The sequence below is a fragment of the Amycolatopsis silviterrae genome (assembly GCF_042684085.1).
Lineage (GTDB): Bacteria > Actinomycetota > Actinomycetes > Mycobacteriales > Pseudonocardiaceae > Amycolatopsis > Amycolatopsis silviterrae.
Window position 1 is genome coordinate 173,154 of the sequence record NZ_JBHUKS010000008.1, and the last position, 15,779, is coordinate 188,932.

The 15,779-nt window shown below is 68.5% G+C and carries 15 protein-coding genes; 8 read left to right on the top strand and 7 right to left on the bottom strand.

Annotation, left to right across the window (positions count from 1 at the left end; translation table 11 throughout):
* Position 1: 1 nt before the first annotated feature.
* Positions 2 to 640 (bottom strand): HNH endonuclease family protein, encoded by a 639-nt coding sequence (locus tag ACFSVL_RS12765; RefSeq protein WP_378303696.1) that lies wholly within the window; start codon positions 638 to 640, stop codon positions 2 to 4.
* Positions 641 to 791: 151 nt separating this feature from the next.
* A complete protein-coding gene (locus tag ACFSVL_RS12770) occupies positions 792 to 1,463 on the bottom strand; it encodes a hypothetical protein (protein ID WP_378303698.1) in 672 nt (223 codons plus the stop codon).
* A gap of 76 nt (positions 1,464 to 1,539) precedes the next feature.
* Between ACFSVL_RS12770 and ACFSVL_RS12775 the strand changes: the two genes are divergently transcribed.
* Positions 1,540 to 2,826 (top strand): adenylosuccinate synthase, encoded by a 1,287-nt coding sequence (locus tag ACFSVL_RS12775; RefSeq protein WP_037808782.1) that lies wholly within the window; start codon positions 1,540 to 1,542, stop codon positions 2,824 to 2,826.
* Between the two features lie 206 nt (positions 2,827 to 3,032).
* The gene (locus ACFSVL_RS12780) at positions 3,033 to 4,145 is read left to right on the top strand and encodes a pentapeptide repeat-containing protein (protein ID WP_378303700.1); all 1,113 of its coding nucleotides are present in this window, start codon (positions 3,033 to 3,035) and stop codon (positions 4,143 to 4,145) included.
* A 9-nt stretch (positions 4,146 to 4,154) separates the two neighbouring features.
* Here the strand turns inward: ACFSVL_RS12780 and ACFSVL_RS12785 are convergent, their stop codons facing one another.
* Positions 4,155 to 4,652 (bottom strand): OsmC family protein, encoded by a 498-nt coding sequence (locus tag ACFSVL_RS12785; protein WP_378303702.1) that lies wholly within the window; start codon positions 4,650 to 4,652, stop codon positions 4,155 to 4,157.
* Positions 4,653 to 4,801: 149 nt separating this feature from the next.
* On the opposite strand from ACFSVL_RS12785, the gene ACFSVL_RS12790 reads away from it, so the two are divergent.
* Positions 4,802 to 5,704 carry a TIGR03564 family F420-dependent LLM class oxidoreductase gene (locus tag ACFSVL_RS12790; RefSeq protein WP_378303703.1) on the top strand — a complete coding sequence of 301 codons (903 nt, stop codon included), beginning with the start codon at positions 4,802 to 4,804 and terminating at the stop codon, positions 5,702 to 5,704.
* Here the strand turns inward: ACFSVL_RS12790 and ACFSVL_RS12795 are convergent.
* Together ACFSVL_RS12795 and ACFSVL_RS12800 are read right to left on the bottom strand one after the other, a co-directional pair.
* Positions 5,685 to 7,322, bottom strand: a complete 1,638-nt coding sequence (locus tag ACFSVL_RS12795) for a Na+/H+ antiporter (protein ID WP_378303705.1) — start codon at positions 7,320 to 7,322, stop codon at positions 5,685 to 5,687. The two genes, ACFSVL_RS12790 and ACFSVL_RS12795, sit on opposite strands and share 20 nt — an antisense overlap.
* A gap of 949 nt (positions 7,323 to 8,271) precedes the next feature.
* On the bottom strand, positions 8,272 to 9,807 hold the full coding sequence (locus ACFSVL_RS12800) for an amino acid permease (RefSeq protein ID WP_378303707.1): 1,536 nt from the start codon (positions 9,805 to 9,807) through the stop codon (positions 8,272 to 8,274).
* A 332-nt stretch (positions 9,808 to 10,139) separates the two neighbouring features.
* Here ACFSVL_RS12800 and ACFSVL_RS12805 point away from each other — a divergent pair, with 332 nt between their 5' ends.
* The gene (locus ACFSVL_RS12805) at positions 10,140 to 10,643 is read left to right on the top strand and encodes a nucleotidyltransferase domain-containing protein (protein WP_378304262.1); all 504 of its coding nucleotides are present in this window, start codon (positions 10,140 to 10,142) and stop codon (positions 10,641 to 10,643) included.
* A gap of 56 nt (positions 10,644 to 10,699) precedes the next feature.
* Complete coding sequence (locus ACFSVL_RS12810; RefSeq protein WP_378303709.1) at positions 10,700 to 11,359, top strand: hypothetical protein; 660 nt, start codon at positions 10,700 to 10,702, stop codon at positions 11,357 to 11,359.
* A gap of 5 nt (positions 11,360 to 11,364) precedes the next feature.
* Here ACFSVL_RS12810 and ACFSVL_RS12815 read toward each other — a convergent pair whose 3' ends face one another.
* Together ACFSVL_RS12815 and ACFSVL_RS12820 are read right to left on the bottom strand one after the other, a co-directional pair.
* Positions 11,365 to 11,937: a TIGR03086 family metal-binding protein gene (locus tag ACFSVL_RS12815; RefSeq protein ID WP_378303711.1), complete on the bottom strand. Its 573-nt coding sequence runs from the start codon at positions 11,935 to 11,937 to the stop codon at positions 11,365 to 11,367.
* Between the two features lie 119 nt (positions 11,938 to 12,056).
* Complete coding sequence (locus ACFSVL_RS12820) at positions 12,057 to 13,193, bottom strand: glycerophosphodiester phosphodiesterase (RefSeq protein WP_378303712.1); 1,137 nt, start codon at positions 13,191 to 13,193, stop codon at positions 12,057 to 12,059.
* A 254-nt stretch (positions 13,194 to 13,447) separates the two neighbouring features.
* Between ACFSVL_RS12820 and purD the strand changes: the two genes are divergently transcribed.
* From purD to ACFSVL_RS12835, 3 genes are all read left to right on the top strand, one after another.
* Complete coding sequence (gene purD / locus ACFSVL_RS12825) at positions 13,448 to 14,707, top strand: phosphoribosylamine--glycine ligase (protein ID WP_378303714.1); 1,260 nt, start codon at positions 13,448 to 13,450, stop codon at positions 14,705 to 14,707.
* A 99-nt stretch (positions 14,708 to 14,806) separates the two neighbouring features.
* Positions 14,807 to 15,196, top strand: a complete 390-nt coding sequence (locus tag ACFSVL_RS12830; RefSeq protein ID WP_378303716.1) for a PE domain-containing protein — start codon at positions 14,807 to 14,809, stop codon at positions 15,194 to 15,196.
* Positions 15,177 to 15,779, top strand: a complete 603-nt coding sequence (locus tag ACFSVL_RS12835; RefSeq protein ID WP_378303718.1) for a DUF3558 domain-containing protein — start codon at positions 15,177 to 15,179, stop codon at positions 15,777 to 15,779. The genes ACFSVL_RS12830 and ACFSVL_RS12835 overlap by 20 nt, the downstream gene beginning before the upstream one ends.

The window sequence follows — 15,779 nt, forward strand, 5'->3', positions numbered from 1 at the left end:
GTCAGCAGCGGCCCAGCATGTCCGTCAGCGCAGACTTCTCCGCCGAATTCACGGTGAGCTTGAACTTGGACTTGACCGCCACCCACATCTTGGCGTAGGTGCACCAGTAGCCGGTGGACGGCGGCTTCCACTGGTCCGGCGACTTGTCGCCCTTCTCCTGGTTCACGTTGTCGGTCACCGCGATCAGCTGCGGGTCGGACAGGTCGTTGGCGTAGGCCTGGCGCTGGTCCTGGGTCCAGGACGAGGCGCCGGTGCGCCACGCGTCGGCGAGCGGCACCACGTGGTCGATGTCCACATCGGACGGAGAACTCCACGTGGCGCCGTCGTACGGCGAGGTCCACTTACCCGACGTCGGGTAGCAGTCCGAGCCGACCTGGACGTTCGTGCCGTCGCGCTTGAGGACCATCTCGCGCGTGTTGCAGCTGTTGCCCTGGTCGATCCAGTGCGGGAACTTGTCGCGGCTGTAGCCGTCCTGCGAGCCGTCCGGCTTCACCGTGAGACCGGCGAGCTGGCTCTTCGCGGTGTCCGCCGACGGGATGCCGGGCGGGGTGGCGCCGGCGACGCCGACGGTGACTGAGCCGAGCAGCGCGACGCCGGCCAGCACGGTCAAGGAGTTGCGAACTGTACGAGTGGTCGGCATATTGCTGCCTCCCCAGTCGGGTGCGGGACTGATTCACCTTTGACCACGAAAGTGGCGTGCGCAACACCGTCAGGTGACAGGAAAACGACCTTCGGTGAACAGAAAGTCACCGTGGGTCCACGCGGGACCGAACTCCTCCCGGCGTTCCGGGTCAGCCGCGGACCGCGCGAAGATCGACAGTGTGCCGGTACCAGGTCCGCCGGGTGATCTCCCGCTCCTGCGGCACCCCGTCGATGACCAGCGAAGACGTCGGCACGCAGCCGAGCTGGAAGGCTCGCCCGCGATACGTCGAGGACCGCTTCACGAACTTGCCGCGAGTGATGCGAGCGGTGACCCCGGAGTCGTCCGGCGCGACCTCGATGCCGGAAACCGAGCCGTCGAAAGCCACCTGTTCGTCGCAATACGCCTGGCCCTTGACATCGCGCAGGGTCGCGTGCCCGAGGAGCACGCCGCCGGTGTCGTCGCGGACGAGGGAGATCTCGGCGTCCTCGCCCTTCCACGCGAGCGCGAACGCCTCGTCCGGGTCCGAAGGCAGCCGCCAGCGCGTGGCGACGCGAGAGCCGGGCTCAGTGGCCACGAAACCGACTGACACGCCCGGGAGGAGTTCGCGGCGCATGAGACGCACCACCACGGCGGCGAGGTCGGCGTCGGTGCCCAGCACCACGAGCCGGTCGTGTTCCCCCAGCAAGGGGTCGATTTCCGCCTTGCCGGGACGGGGTCCGGCGTGCACCAGCGGGACGTCGCCGAGCCGCGCGGGCAGATCCGCCGCGGCACCGCAGGCCACCACTATTCCGCGCACTCCGGAGTCCTCCGTTAAAGTCATGCACCGGCATTTACCAGCGCCACCCGTGCCCCCGTCCGGGAGCACTATTCCTATTGCCGAACACCTGGAGTGTCACATGCCGGCCATCGTGCTGATCGGTGCCCAGTGGGGGGACGAGGGCAAGGGCAAGGCCACCGACCTGCTCGGCGACCGCGTCCAGTGGGTCGTCCGCTACCAGGGCGGCAACAACGCGGGCCACACGGTCGTGCTGCCGAACGGCGAGAACTTCGCGCTGCACCTCATCCCGTCCGGGATCCTGACGCCGGGCGTGACGAACGTCATCGGCAACGGCGTGGTCATCGACCCCGGCGTCCTGCTGGACGAGCTGGCCGGTCTCGAGGAGCGCGACGTCGACACCAGCAAGCTGCTGATCTCGGCCGACGCGCACTTGATCATGCCGTACCACGTGGCGATCGACAAAGTCACCGAGCGCTACCTCGGCAGCCGCAAGATCGGCACCACCGGCCGCGGCATCGGCCCCTGCTACCAGGACAAGATCGCCCGCGTCGGCGTCCGCGTGCAGGACCTGCTCGACGAGAAGATCTTCCGCCAGAAGGTCGAGGCGGCACTGGAGTTCAAGAACCAGGTGCTGGTCAAGGTCTACAACCGCAAGGCGCTCGACGCCGACCAGGTCGCCGACGAGGTGCTTGCCGCGGGCGAGAAGTTCGCGCACCGCATCGCCGACACCCGGCTGCAGCTGAACCAGGCGCTGGAGCGCGGCGAAACGGTGCTGCTGGAGGGTTCGCAGGGCACGCTGCTCGACGTCGACCACGGCACGTACCCGTTCGTCACGTCGTCGAACCCGACCTCCGGCGGCGCGAGCGCGGGCTCCGGCATCGGCCCGGGCCGCATCACGACCGTACTCGGCATCCTGAAGGCGTACACGACCCGCGTCGGCTCCGGCCCGTTCCCGACCGAACTGGACGACGAGTCCGGCGAGTACCTGCGCAAACAGGGCGGCGAGTTCGGCGTCACCACCGGCCGCTCCCGGCGCACCGGCTGGTTCGACGCGGTGATCGCGCGCTACGCGGTGCGGGTCAACGGGATCACCGACTACTTCCTGACCAAGCTGGACGTGCTGTCCGGCCTGGAGAAGGTCCCGGTGTGCGTCGGCTACGAGGTGGACGGCTTCCGCACCTCGGACATGCCGATGACGCAGACCGACGTGCACCACGCGGTCCCGATCTACGAAGAGCTGCCGGGCTGGTTCGAGGACATCTCGAACTGCCGCACCTACGACGAACTGCCCGCCAACGCGCGCGCTTACGTCGAGCGGATCGAGGAGCTGTCGGGCGCGCGGGTGTCGGCGATCGGCGTCGGTCCGGGGCGCGAGCAGACGATCGTGCGGCACGAGTTCGCCTGAGCTGATGCGTTTGCCGGTCGCGGTTCGATGAGAGCGGCATGACCGACGAAGCTGATGCCGGGCCGGGTCGGCCTGAGCGGCCTGGCCGGGCTGAGCGGCCGGACCGCGCTGACCGGGTTGACCGACCTGGCCGGGCTGGCCGGGTGCAGAAGCTGCCGGAGCTGCGGTGGTGGTGGGTAGCCGCTGCCGCCGCGGCGACAGCGGTCGTGATCGCGCTGGCCACCTGGCTGCTGGTGGGCCAAGTGGCGACAGCGCCGACGTCGGACGCGGCCCGGGCCGAACTGGACGCCATCCGTACGGCGCTGAGCCTCGCGGTCGGCACGGGCGGCGCGTTCGCGCTGTGGCTCGCGGCCCGTCGGCAGCGGTCGACGGAAATACAGATCAAAGAGACGATCGCCGCCACCGCCGAGGACCAGCGCCACCGGGAGCGGGTCCAGCTCGCGACCGAGTTCGACCTGACCGAGCGGCGCATCACCGAGCTGTACGCCAAGGCGGTCGAACAGATCGGTTCGGATAAAGCGCCGGTTCGGCTCGGCGGGTTGTATGCGCTCGAACGGCTGGCCAATGCGAATCCGACGCTTCGGCAGGCCGTCGTCAATGTCATCTGCGCGTATCTTCGGATGCCGTTTCCGAAGCCTTCGTGGGATTACGACCGGTCGCGGGCGGCCGCGATGAAAAGCGGCATGTCGGAGACCGAGCGGCAGGAGCGCGAGGAACTGCAGGTACGGCTCGCCGCACAGGAAATGCTGGCGGATCATCTCCGGGAGGCGGACGGCTCGCCGGAGAAGTGGGGTCCTCTCGATATCGACCTGAGCCGCGCGGTCTTGATCGACTTCCGGCTTGAGCGATGCTCCGTCGGCAAAGCCCGGTTCCACGGAACCCAGTTCTTGGTGGTGGCCAGGTTCGACAAGACCGTCTTTGGCGGCGAGACCTGGTTCTATCAGTCCGATTTCGACCAGCTGGCGAGCTTCTCCGGGGCGAAGTTTCTCGATCGGGCCATCTTCACGGGTGCCCGGTTCGGCTGGCACCTCCTGGCGAGAGGCGCGCGATTCCTCGGCGGAGTCTGGCTTTATCACTCGGAGTTCCGCGGTAGGTGCGATTTCCGCGACGGGGAGTTCTCGCAATTCATCCAGTTCGACGAGCAGGCGAAGCGCGGCAAGCCGAGTGGCGATGCGACGTCGTGGGACGAATTTCCCGGTACCCGCTTCAACTTCCGAGGTGCCAAGATCGGGCAGCTGGCGGAGGAGCCGACGCTGCCCGACCGGTGGAACGTTTCCGCTGACGGGATGACCTATCGCGGCGAACTGGATCCGTCGTAACGGACGTGCTCAGCGAACCGTTGTGGTGACTGGGGTTTGGTTGCGGAACAGGTCGAGCACCGGGCAGTGCTCGTCCACCGCGCGGCGGAGTTGTTCGTAGACGTCCGCCGATGCCGGGCCTTCGAGTTCCACGGCCACCCGCACGTCGCTGAAGCCCGGCCGGGTCGACTGGTCGAAGCCGAAGAAACCGTGCAGGTCCAGGTCTCCGTCGACGGTCACGCGCACCGTGTCCAGCGGGATGCCGAGGCGGGCTGCCCAGAACTGGTACGTGATCACCTGGCAGGACCCCAGCGCGGCCAGCGCGTACTCGACCGGATTGGCCGCCCGGTCGGTGCCGCCGAGGGCGGACGGCTCGTCCACGATGAACGCGTGTTCGCGCACGCGGACGTCCACCACGGTCGCGGTGTTCGCGACCAGCGCGTGGTCCACGCTGAACGACACCGCCGCGTTGTGCCGGTCCGCCTGCACGGCTTGGCGGGTGCCGTCGATGACGTCGGTCAGAGACATCGGTCCTCCTGGGTCGTCGGGCGTCCAGGGTGCGGGTCTCCCGGGCATCCAGGCAGGGGCTCTCGATGATTGGGAACTCGGCTGGCACAAAGCCGCGTTGTTGTTTCGGCTGGTGAGAAACCGGTGGTGCGCCTGAATAATTTGAAGGTATGAGCGTCGGACTGACTTTGCCCGCCCTTCCGCAGGCGAAAATCACGGTGACCGAAGTGCTGGACCAAGCGCGCGAGGCCGAGGAGGCGGGCGCGGCGTCGATCTGGGTCGCCCAATTGCCGTTGGGCCACGACGCGCTGACGGTGGCCGCGCTGGCCGGCCAGGTGACGTCGCGAATCGAGATCGGCACGTCCGTGGTGCCGATTTATCCGCGGCATCCGCTGGTGCTGGCGTCCGCGGCGCGTACCGCGAGCGAGGCGTCCGGCGGGCGGTTCACCCTCGGTATCGGCCTAGGCGCGAAGAACTTCCTCGAACCCGTCTACGGCACGCCGTACCCGCCGCCGGTGCGGCACCTGCGGGAGTACCTGACCGCGTTGCGCGCGTTGTTCGCCGGGGAACAAGTCGACTTCACCGGCTCGACGGTGGAGGTGCACCTGTCCGAGCCCGCGCCGGAGACGCCGATTTCGGTGGTCGTCGCGGCGATGGGTCCGCAGGCGTTGCGCGTGACGGGGGAACTGGCCGACGGCACGCTGCCGTATCTGGCCAGCCCGCGCGCGCTCTCGAACCTGATCGTGCCCGCGCTCGGTCCGGGCAAGCGGGTGATCGCGGCCGTCCCGGCCGTGGTGACCAGCGACGTCGAGGCGGTGCGCGAGGCCGCGGCGCGGGAACTCGGCTTCTACGGTTCGATCCCGTCGTACCAGCGGGTGCTCGCGGCGGGCGGCGTCGACAGCGCGGCGGACTTGGTGCTGATCGGCGACGAGGAGACGGTCGCCGCCGGCGTGCAGCGCTACTTCGACGCCGGCGCGACCGACGTGCTGCTCACCCAGACCGCCCTGCACACCGACGAGGACCGCCGGCGCACGTGGCGGCTGACCGGCGAACTCAACTCATCCGGTTCGTAAGGGTCGTCGTTACGGACATTTCCTCCAGATCGAGTTCCCGCAGGACCTTCTGCAGGACGTCGTCGTCAAGGCGGCCGGCGCGGTTCTCCTCGATCATCGCCGCACGCTGGGTGATGAGGAGTTCCCGCCGCGCCTTGGCGAACTGCGCCTGCGGACTGTCCCGGCGCTCCTCGCCGGACAGCGTGATCGCGGCCTGCGCGAACCGGAACCGGGTGTCCACGACGCGTTCCAGCCGTTGCTCGAGCCGTTTCATCTTCTCCGGTTCGATGTCTAATGTGGACAGTTGATCGCGGGCGAGTTCGCGCAGCCGCTCGTGCGCGGCCTTCTGCGCGACCTCCCGGGCAGCCAGCTCCTCGGCCTGATCACGCGCGTCCTCGTCCGGATCCTGGACCTTGAGCAACCGAATCAGCGGCGGCAACGTGAGCCCCTGAATCAGCACGGTCCCGACCGCGACGGCGAACGCGAACAGCTGGATCTCCGCGCGCCCAGGAGTGTCCGCGGGAACACCGGACGCGGCAGCGATCGTGACGACGCCGCGCATCCCGGTCCACGAGATCACCGCCAGCGATCGCCAAGCCGGTGGATCGTGCTTGGTGCGTCTGAGGAGTTGCAGCGACCGGGGCAGGTAGCTGGACAGGAACACCGCGGGAATCCGGACGAACATCGTCGCGAGCAACACGACGATCGCCGACAACGCGAGCGTCCCGTTGTCCCGCGCGGCATGCTGCGCCCCGTCGAGCACGAACGGCAGCTGCAGCGCCATCAACGCGAACACCAGCGCTTCGAGCATGACGTCGATCGACGCCCACACCGACCGGTCCTGCACCCGCGTCGCCGGCGACGCCCGCAACGACCGGTGCCCGAGGAACAGCCCCGCCGTGACGACTGCCAGCACTCCCGACCCGCTGAACTCCGAGCCGAACGGATGCAGATGCTCCGCGGTGACGTACGCCGCGAACGGCACCACGATCCCGAACGCCGACTCGAGCAGCGGATCGTCCAGCCTTGTGCGGATCAGCTCGACGACCCCGCCCGCGGCCAGCCCGACGAGAATGCCGACCACTGTCGCGACGGCGAAGACCGCGAACCCGTGCCCGAGCGATCCGGCGGTCCCGACCACCGCCGCGAGCGCCACCTTGTACAGCGTGAGCGCGGCAGCGTCGTTGACCAGGCTCTCGCCGGTGAGCACCGTCATGACGCCCCGAGGTAGCCCGAGCCGCCGCCCGATCGCGACGGCCGTCACCGCGTCCGGCGGGGATACGACCGCCCCGAGCACCAACGCCGACGCCCACGGCAGATCAGGCAGCAGCAGGTGCACCACGAACGCGATCACGAACGCGGTGGCCACGACGAGCAGCACCCCGAGCGTGATGATCGGCCGCAGATTCGCACGAAAGTGGGAGATCGAACTCTCCAGCGACGTCGAGTACAACAGCGGCGGCAACACGACGGTCAGGATCAGCTCAGGCTCCAGCTCGACCCGCGGAACGCCCGGAATCAGCGCGATCCCCAGCCCGACCACCACGATGAGCAGCGGCGCGGAAAGGTTGAACCGCCGGGCGACCGCGGTCAGCCCCAGCGATCCGGCGAGTACGCCGACCAGCGTCAAGGTCTCCATGCTTCGCATCTTGACTCACTGAATCCGACGGGGCGCGGATGGTGTGGGTTCGTGTCGGGACTCCCTTCGCGGTGGGGTGGATGGGTGGGGTGTGGCTGCCGGGGTTTCGCGTGGGTGTGGTTGGGCGCGGACTGGTTGGTGGTTGGGATGGGCGAGGCGGCTTGGCATCGGTGAGGTGGTGGTTGGCGGGTGGGGCGCGGCCGCCGGGGGTTCGCGTGGGTGTGGTTGGGCGGGGTGGGCGCGGCCGCTGGGGTTTTGCGTGGGCTTGGCTGGTTGGTGGATGGGCCTGGTGCCGACGAGGCAGTGGCTGGCGGGCGGGTTATCGGTTGGCGGTGTGGCATCGACGCGAGGTGGCCGCGGGTGTGTCGGATGGGCGCGGTCGGGCGAGGCCTACGCGCGGAGTGATTGATGGCTGGGATGGGCGAGGAGGCTTGGCGTCGACGCGGTAGCGGTTGGCGGGCGGGTTATCGATCGGTGGTGTCGCAACGACTCGGGGATGCCGTGAGTGCTTGCAGTGAGGCATCCGTGTGGGCGGCTGGTGGACGGGGTGGTGGCCTGGTGTCGAGGCGGAAGCGGCTGGTGAGCAGGTTTGTCGGTAGGTGACGCGGGGCGGCCGTGGGTGTTTTCGGGTGGGCGTGGTCAGGGTGAGGCGTACGCGCGGGGCGGTTGGCAGATGGGCTGGCATCCAGACGGAAGCGGTTGGCGAGCTGGTTGTCCGCAAGTGGCGTGGCATCGATGCGGTGCGGCCGTAGGGTTTCGGGCGGTCGCGGTCGGGTGAAGGTGCCCGCGCGGGGCGGGCGGGGCCTGGCGTCGATGCGGTGGCGGTCGGCGGGCTGGCTACCGGTCGGTGGTGGCATCGACGTGGTGGCGACCCGAGCCGCTGGGCGTCACCGTGGCGGTGGTTGTGGCGTGGGCGGGGACCGGGCGGTCGTCTCCAGGACGCGCGGGGTTAGCCGAGTTCCTTTAGTTCCTTTTCCACCGCGGCTAGTTCTTCCGCTGATCCTTGTACCTTCGGGCCGGTGAACCACTTCCGCGCTGACACGGCCCACCACAGGGCGGCGCCGCCCAGTACTACCAGGAAGGCGATTGGCGTGTAGTTGAACGTGTCGACCGTGATGGGGTTTGCTTGGGGCAGCATGAAGAGCACGAAGATCACCACGACCCACGCCGTCGCGACGATGCCGATTGGTTTGCCCCAGCGGCCCAGGTTCCATGGGCCCTTCTCGAAACTGTCGCCGCGGCGGACGCGCAGGAAGACGGGGATCACGTATGCCACGTACAGGCCCACTGTCGCGATTGACGTGACTGCCGCGTAAGCCGTCGCGCTCCACAGGTACGGCAGGGCAAGCACCAGTGCGCCGCCGGCGGCCAGCCATACTGCGTTGGTCGGCGTTTGGGTTCGTTTGTTGATGCTGTGCCAGATCTTCGAACCCGGGATCGCGCCGTCGCGGGCGAAGGCGTAGATCATGCGGGAGTTCGCTGTCACTGATGCCATGCCGCAGAACAACTGGGCGCCGATGCAGATCAGGAGCAGGAATTTGCCCGTGACCGCGCCGGTTGCGTCGATGAAGATCTGTGCTGGCGGGACACCGGTGGCCGAGTTGACCGCGCCGTCGTAGTCCTGGATCGCGAACGTCAGGCCGATCAACAGGATCCAGCCCGCGACCAGCGACACGAGAATCGAGTTGATGATTCCGCGCGGGCCCGCTTTCGCGGCGTTCTTGGTTTCCTCGGTCATGTGCGCCGAGGCGTCGTAGCCGGTGAGAGTGTATTGCGCCAGCAGCAAACCGAGCAGGAACACATACGGCGCGGAACCCCAGCCGGTCTGGTTCACGAAGCTGCCGAATACGAACGACGCTTCCTGGTGCTTCGCCGGAACGAACACGAGCACGCCCACGATCACCAGCACGCCCAGCAGATGCCACCACACGCTGACGCTGTTCAGCACCGCCACCACGCGCACGCCGAAGGTGTTCAGCACCCCGTGCACCACGAGAATGATGGCCAGCAACAGAATCGTGTGCCCCGGTGTCGCGCTGAAGCCCCACTGCAGGTCGAGGAACGCGTTGAGGAACAGGGCAGCGCCGAAGTCGATGCCAGCGGTGACCGCGATCTGCCCGATCAGGTTGAACCAGCCGGTGAACCACGACCACGCCGGACCGTTGCGCGTCGCCAGCTTCGCCGCCCAGTAGTAGAGCCCGCCCGCGGTCGGGTAGCTCGAGCACACCTCCGCCATGCCGAGCCCGACCAGCACCACGAACAGCCCGACCAGTGGCCAGCCCCAGATCATCGCCGCCGGTCCGCCGGTCTTCATGCCGAAGCCGTAGAGCGTGAGGCAGCCGGACAGGATCGAGATGATCGTGAACGACACGGCGAAGTTCGAGAACGCCGACATCGTGCGTTTGAGTTCCTGCGCGTAGCCAAGCGCGTGCAGGCGAGCGCTGTCTTCGTCGGGTTGGCCGGTCTGCTGGTCGGAGACATCCATCGGGCACCCACCTGAAAGGTATGCGGACAGACCATTGAGAGTGCGCAGAAGTTAGCCCCCGGCGTTCGCGGGTGTCAAGGTTTCGCTGGTGGCTGGGCGGAAGCTCCTCCGAACGGCGCAGGCCGGTCCGGGTATCGGTGATCGACATGCCTCTAGTATGTCGAACAAGTGTTCGAGATTGCATCACTCGAACCGGTCGTCTGTTGAGCTGTTAGCCGAGTGCTTGGAGTAAGGGGAGAGCCGTGACGAGCAGTCGGTTCCCTACGCCCACGCATCGCAGTGTCCTCGAGGAAATCCTGGCTGAACTCGCTGGCGATCCTGGCGTGCGTGGAGTGTTACTCGGCGGCTCGGTAGCCCGCGGCACCGCGCGGGCCGACTCCGACCTTGACCTGCTGGTGGTAACTGTTGCGGAGGACAGTGTTGCCTCGTGGCGCTCTCGCGCCCGCCGGCTGCCGGTCGACTTCCTTGTGCACACCGCGGACCAGTGGCGGGAGCACTTCGCGCCCGACCGAGTCGGTGACGAGTCCTGGGGCTACGCGTTTCTTGACGGAGTCGTCCTCCATGACCCCGAAGGCGTCGTCGCGCACCTCGCCGCGAGTGTCGTTGATATCCATGCGCGCTATCGCGTGCCGATGTCGATCAAGTCGCACTATGCCTCGCTCTGGGACCATGTCCGTCCCAAGATGCTGGCGGTTCTCCGGCGGGACGATCCGGTCGAGAACGGCTGGGCCAGTCCCGTCCCGGATCCGCGAAATCCTCCGTGCGGCACCGAGAGCGGCGCTGCGACTGCACATCGAGCTGATCGGCGAACTGGAAGCTCACCTCGGAGCCGGTGATGGGCGCACGAACAGGACAGGGACCGGTCCCGGCGGCGGTATGTGAGTTTGTCCAGATGAGACGGCGTCTTTTCGGGCTGGCGGGTGTGGTCCTCGTCGGCGCGGTCGCGTGTGGCGGGCCGACGTTGGACCGGGAGGCGGCTATGGAGTCCGCGCTGCCGGTGGAGAAGGACGTCCCGGGCTTCGTCGCCAGCGGCGGTATCGATGGCCCATTGCGTGGTCCGCAGGGCATGCAGATGGGACGGATCGCTCTCGCTGGCGACAAGTTGGCCGCGCAGTGCCGCACCTACGGGGCCGAGGGCACCGGCTGGGCTTGCGACGGTCTCGTCGGGCTGGGCACCGTGGGGTTCGAGGACGTGAACAACGTCGAGGCCCGGATCGCCTCGTTCGTGCTCGCCTACGACGGCGAAGGTTCGGCTGAGACGGCGTGGTCCAAGCTCGTCGACGCGACCCGTGCCAACCTGCACGAGTTGAGCCCACGGCAGGGTTCCGATCCGGCGGAGGGCGACCAGAGCCAGTCCTTCACCAGCGAGGTGGGCACGACAGTGGTGGCCCGCGTCGGCTCGGTAGTCGTCCTTGCGATGAGTCATTACGCGGACGGATATGCCACTAACTTGGACACCGCCGAGCCAGTCAGCCCGGCGCATCCGGCGGATCCCATTCGGACCTGGGCCGACGTTCAGGCTCGCAAGGCCGCTGCCGCGCTCGCTGGCTGAGACGGCTAAGGGCGACGTCCCAGATAGGCGGCCAGCCGGGGGTAGACCTCGGCGTCGTCGGAGACCGGCACGACTGGCCCGAAGGGGCCCTGTTCGCTGCGTGCCTCTGGCGGCGCGAATTTCTGGAACGCTTCTAGGGCCAGCGCGGCAAGGTCTGGATCGAGCGCGTCGACCCGTCCGGTGGCCTGCGCGAGGTCCCAGGAATGCGCGGTGAATTCATGGGTGTACGCATCGAGGGCGACTCGGCCCGGCAGTGTCGCCCAAGGCAGCGTGACGTCGCGGTCGAGCAATGCGTCGTCGGTCCACACGCGCTCGACCTCGCCGCGGGCCTTGGCGAAGGTGCTGGCCCAGTCGTCGTCGGCGATACCGGTGACGACGTCCGGGAAGCCGCTGGCGTTGCCTCCAGTGCCGACGTCGGTGAGCTTGTGCAGGACTCCGACAACGTGTCCGAGCAGCGCGCGGACGTCGTAGTCGGCACAGGGGGTGCGGTTGGTCAGGTCGTCGGGAGTCACTGCGGTGATCTGGTGCTCTGCTTGATCGAGGGCTCGGGAGAAGGTCTCGCGCGGGTCAGGTGCCATGCCGGAGAACGTACAAAGCACCACCGACAATTTTCGCCGCGACCGGACCCGAAACGGCCCGCCGGCGACGCGAACGTCACCGGCGGGCCGGGGAGAAAACCTAGTCCAGCGAAGGGAAATCAGCGTCCGGTGAAGTCCCGGACGGACTCCAGTGCGGTGTCCGGCTGGTCGGCGAAAAATCCGTCGACCCCTGCCTTCAGGAACGCCGCTTCCTCCGCGAACACGTTGCCGAACGCGCTCGGGCTGGCCGACGAGCGCAGGTTCGCGGGCAGGAACGGGTTTTCGTTGCGGAAGGTGTAGGGCTGCACCTCAAGCCCGGCGCGGTGCGCGTCGGCGATCAGCGTGGTCGGCTTGCCGAGGTTGTCCTGCGCGTCCCGCGGGATGATCTGGCCCTTCTCCGGGCCGAGGTACTTCGCGTACTTGGCGATCTCGCGCAGCCCGGCGGGCGTGACCAGGTCGGCGTAGGTGCGCTTGTCGCCCTTCGCCACGAAGTCGGCGGGCGCGCCCTTCGCCTCGGTCAGCTGCAGCAGCGGCACCCGGACCTGCTTGTGCAGTGCCTGCAGGTTCGACACCTCGAACGACTGGATGATCACCGGCGCGTTCGGCCGGTTCAGGCCGTTGCGGTTGAGGATCGACACCAGCTTCGGTTCGGTCGGGTTCCCGATCGAGCTGAAGTAGGTCGAGTGCTTGACCTCCGGGTAGGTGCCCAGCGTGCGGTGCAGTTCATGGCCGAGCCGCCGGGTCAGGTCGAGCACTTCCTGGTAGGTGGCGATCCGGTAGCGGCCGTCGTAGAGCTGGTTGTTCGGCCGGTTCTGCGGGATCCGCTCCTTGGCGTAGAGCGTCTTCAGCTCGGCGAGGGTGAAGTCCTCGGTGAACCAGCCGGTCATCTTGGTTCCGTCGATGACCTTCGTGGTCTTGCGCCCGGCGAATTCCGGGTGGGCCGCGACGTCGGTGGTGCCGCCGATCTCCGGCTCGTGCCGGGCGACGAGCTGGCCGTCCTTGGTCGGCACCAGGTCGACGTCGACGTAGTCCACGCCCATCCGGTAGGCGAGTTCGTACGACGCGAGCGTGTGCTCCGGGCGGTAGCCGGGCGCTCCCCGGTGTCCGACGATCACCGGGCCATCGTGCCGGGGACCGTGCGCGGCCGCACCCGCGGCCGTGTCCTCGCTCGCGGCGGCCGGTCCGATCGCGAGGCCGGCGACGCCGAGCAGGGCCAGGCCGGACAGGGCGAGCACGCCGAGGCGTTTGCGCTTCATGGGGGGGGGACCTTTCTCTACCGGGCGATCCGCAGCTCGCCACGACTACCGCGTCACCCTCACCGCCGCAAGCGTCGCGCGCGCGGCACCAGCCGGACGGGCGGTTGACAACCGGGTAAACGGTGGATGGCGTCCGTTTTCGGGCAAGGTTCCGCAGGGCTGGGCGCGGACCGGACCAGTCGCGCACCTGGTCCGGACCGGGGTCGCGGACGGCGCGCTGCCGCGGCGCGACCCCCACCGTTACTCTGTCCGGCGTGCGCGTACTGGTAATCGGCTCCGGCGCCCGGGAGCATGCACTCGTCCTCGCGGTGGCAGGCGACCCCGCGGTCACGGCGCTCGCTTGCGCCCCCGGCAACGCCGGCACGACCGCGGTCGCGGAGCAGCTCGGGGTCGAGCTGGCCGAGCCGGAGGCCGTCGCGGCCCTGGCCAAGGAGTGGAAGGCCGACCTCGTCGTGGTCGGGCCGGAGGTGCCGCTCGTCGCGGGCGTCGCCGACGCGGTGCGCGAAGCCGGCATCGCCTGCTTCGGGCCGTCCGCAGCGGCCGCGCGCATCGAGGGGTCGAAGGCGTTCGCGAAGGACGTCATGGCGGCCGCGAAGGTGCCGACGGCCCGCAGCGAAGTCGTCGACACCCCCGCGCGTCTCGACGCCGCGCTTCAGCGCTTCGGTCCCACCTGGGTGGTGAAGGACGACGGTCTCGCCGCTGGCAAGGGCGTGGTCGTGACCGAGGACGTCGAGGTCGCGCGCAAGCACGCGCTGATGCTGCTCGACGGCGGCCACCCGGTGCTCCTGGAGTCCTTTTTGGACGGTCCGGAGGCCTCGCTCTTCTGCTTCGTCGACGGCCGCACCGTGGTGCCGATGCTGCCCGCGCAGGACTTCAAGCGCGTCGGCGACGGCGACACCGGCCCGAACACCGGCGGCATGGGCGCGTACGCACCGCTGCCGTGGGCACCTGCGGACCTGGTGGACGACGTCGTCGCGCGGGTTGTGCAGCCGGTGGTCGACGAACTCGCCGACCGGGGCTGTCCGTTCTCCGGCCTGCTCTACGCCGGTCTCGCGCTCACCTCGGAAGGCCCGCAGGTGATCGAGTTCAACTGCCGCTTCGGTGACCCCGAGACGCAGGTTGTGCTGGCGCTGCTGCGTACGTCGCTGGCGACGGTGCTCAACGCGACGGCGACCGGGAAGCTGGCTGAGCTGCCGCCGCTGGAGTGGTCGGGCGGGGCTGCGGTCACCGTCGTGATCGCAGCTGACGGGTACCCGGGCAAGCCGCGCACTGGGGATGTCATCACCGGCGGCGAGGTTGAAGGCGTGCTTCACGCGGGTACGCGGCGTCGCGACGACGGTGCGGTGATCTCGGCTGGCGGACGCGTGCTGTCGGTCGTCGGCACTGGTAAGACGCTCAAGGCGGCGCGTAAGCACGCGTACGAGACTGTCGAGCGCGTACACCTCGCTGGCTCGCACCATCGCACCGATATCGCACTGCGCGCGGCCAACGGGGAAGTAAGCGCTCCCGCCTGAACAGCTTCTCCACGAAGTTCGCCTCGGGTTCACGCGCCGGTTGGTAGCCTCGAAACGGGTCCGTACGGTCACCGTCCGTATCACGGGAGGGGTTAGCGCATGCCGGGAAGCACACCGCTCACCGACCTGGCTTCGTCCGTACCGGCAGCGCCGGGCGTGGCGGACATCGTGGTCGAGCCGGCGAAGCTGCTTGAGGTCGCGCGAGTGGTCGACGAGCAGGTCAGTGCGCTCGAAGACAAGCTCCTCACGCGGCTGGGCGAGCTGCGCGTCGACACTCCTTCTTCGGACACGGTGAGCTTGAACGCGATGTCCGCGTGGAACACCGTGGTCGCGGAAGGTGACCAGTCGTACGCGGCGCAGGTGCGCGCGTACGTCGCCAATCTGCACAAGCTGGTCGGACAGCTGCGCGAAGCAGCGAAGACGTACGAGGCCAGCGACGCGGACAAGGCCGCGGCGTTCGGGGACCGCGGTGCGCACGGCATCCACTAAGCCGATCCTCGCCGTTGTCGCGGTACTCGGTGTCGCAGGCTGCTCGTCGGGCGCGCAAGGCACCGCGTACCCCGTACAGCCCGCGATGAGTTCCCTGGCGCAACAGACGAAAGCGGCCGCGCTCCCGGGCCGCCCGTCGGACCTGCCGATCGCCGGGACCGATCCGTGCGACCTGCTCGGCCAGGCGCAGCTTGACCTGCTGAAGGTCACGAGCGTGCCGCGCAAGGCCGCCGACCCGAAGGACGGGCCCACCTGCGTGTTCGACTCGGACAAAACCGAGCCGTTCCACGCGTTGCACCTGCGGATCGTCGGCGCGGACGTGCAGGAATGGCTCACTGGATCGCGGCGCAAGAACAGCATGACCACGGCGTCCACCAGCGTCGAGGGCTATCCGGCGATCACGAGCTACCGCGCGGCGGGCACGCCCGCCGACTGTGAGGTGCTCGTCGGCGTCGCCGCGGGACAGACCATGGCGGCACAGGAGTTCGCGGTCACCGCGGGCGCGTTCAGCCAGCCGCAGTTGTGCGAAATCGCCACCCAGGCCGCCGGCCTGGCCGTGCAGGGCCTGAAGAACCGGACCTAG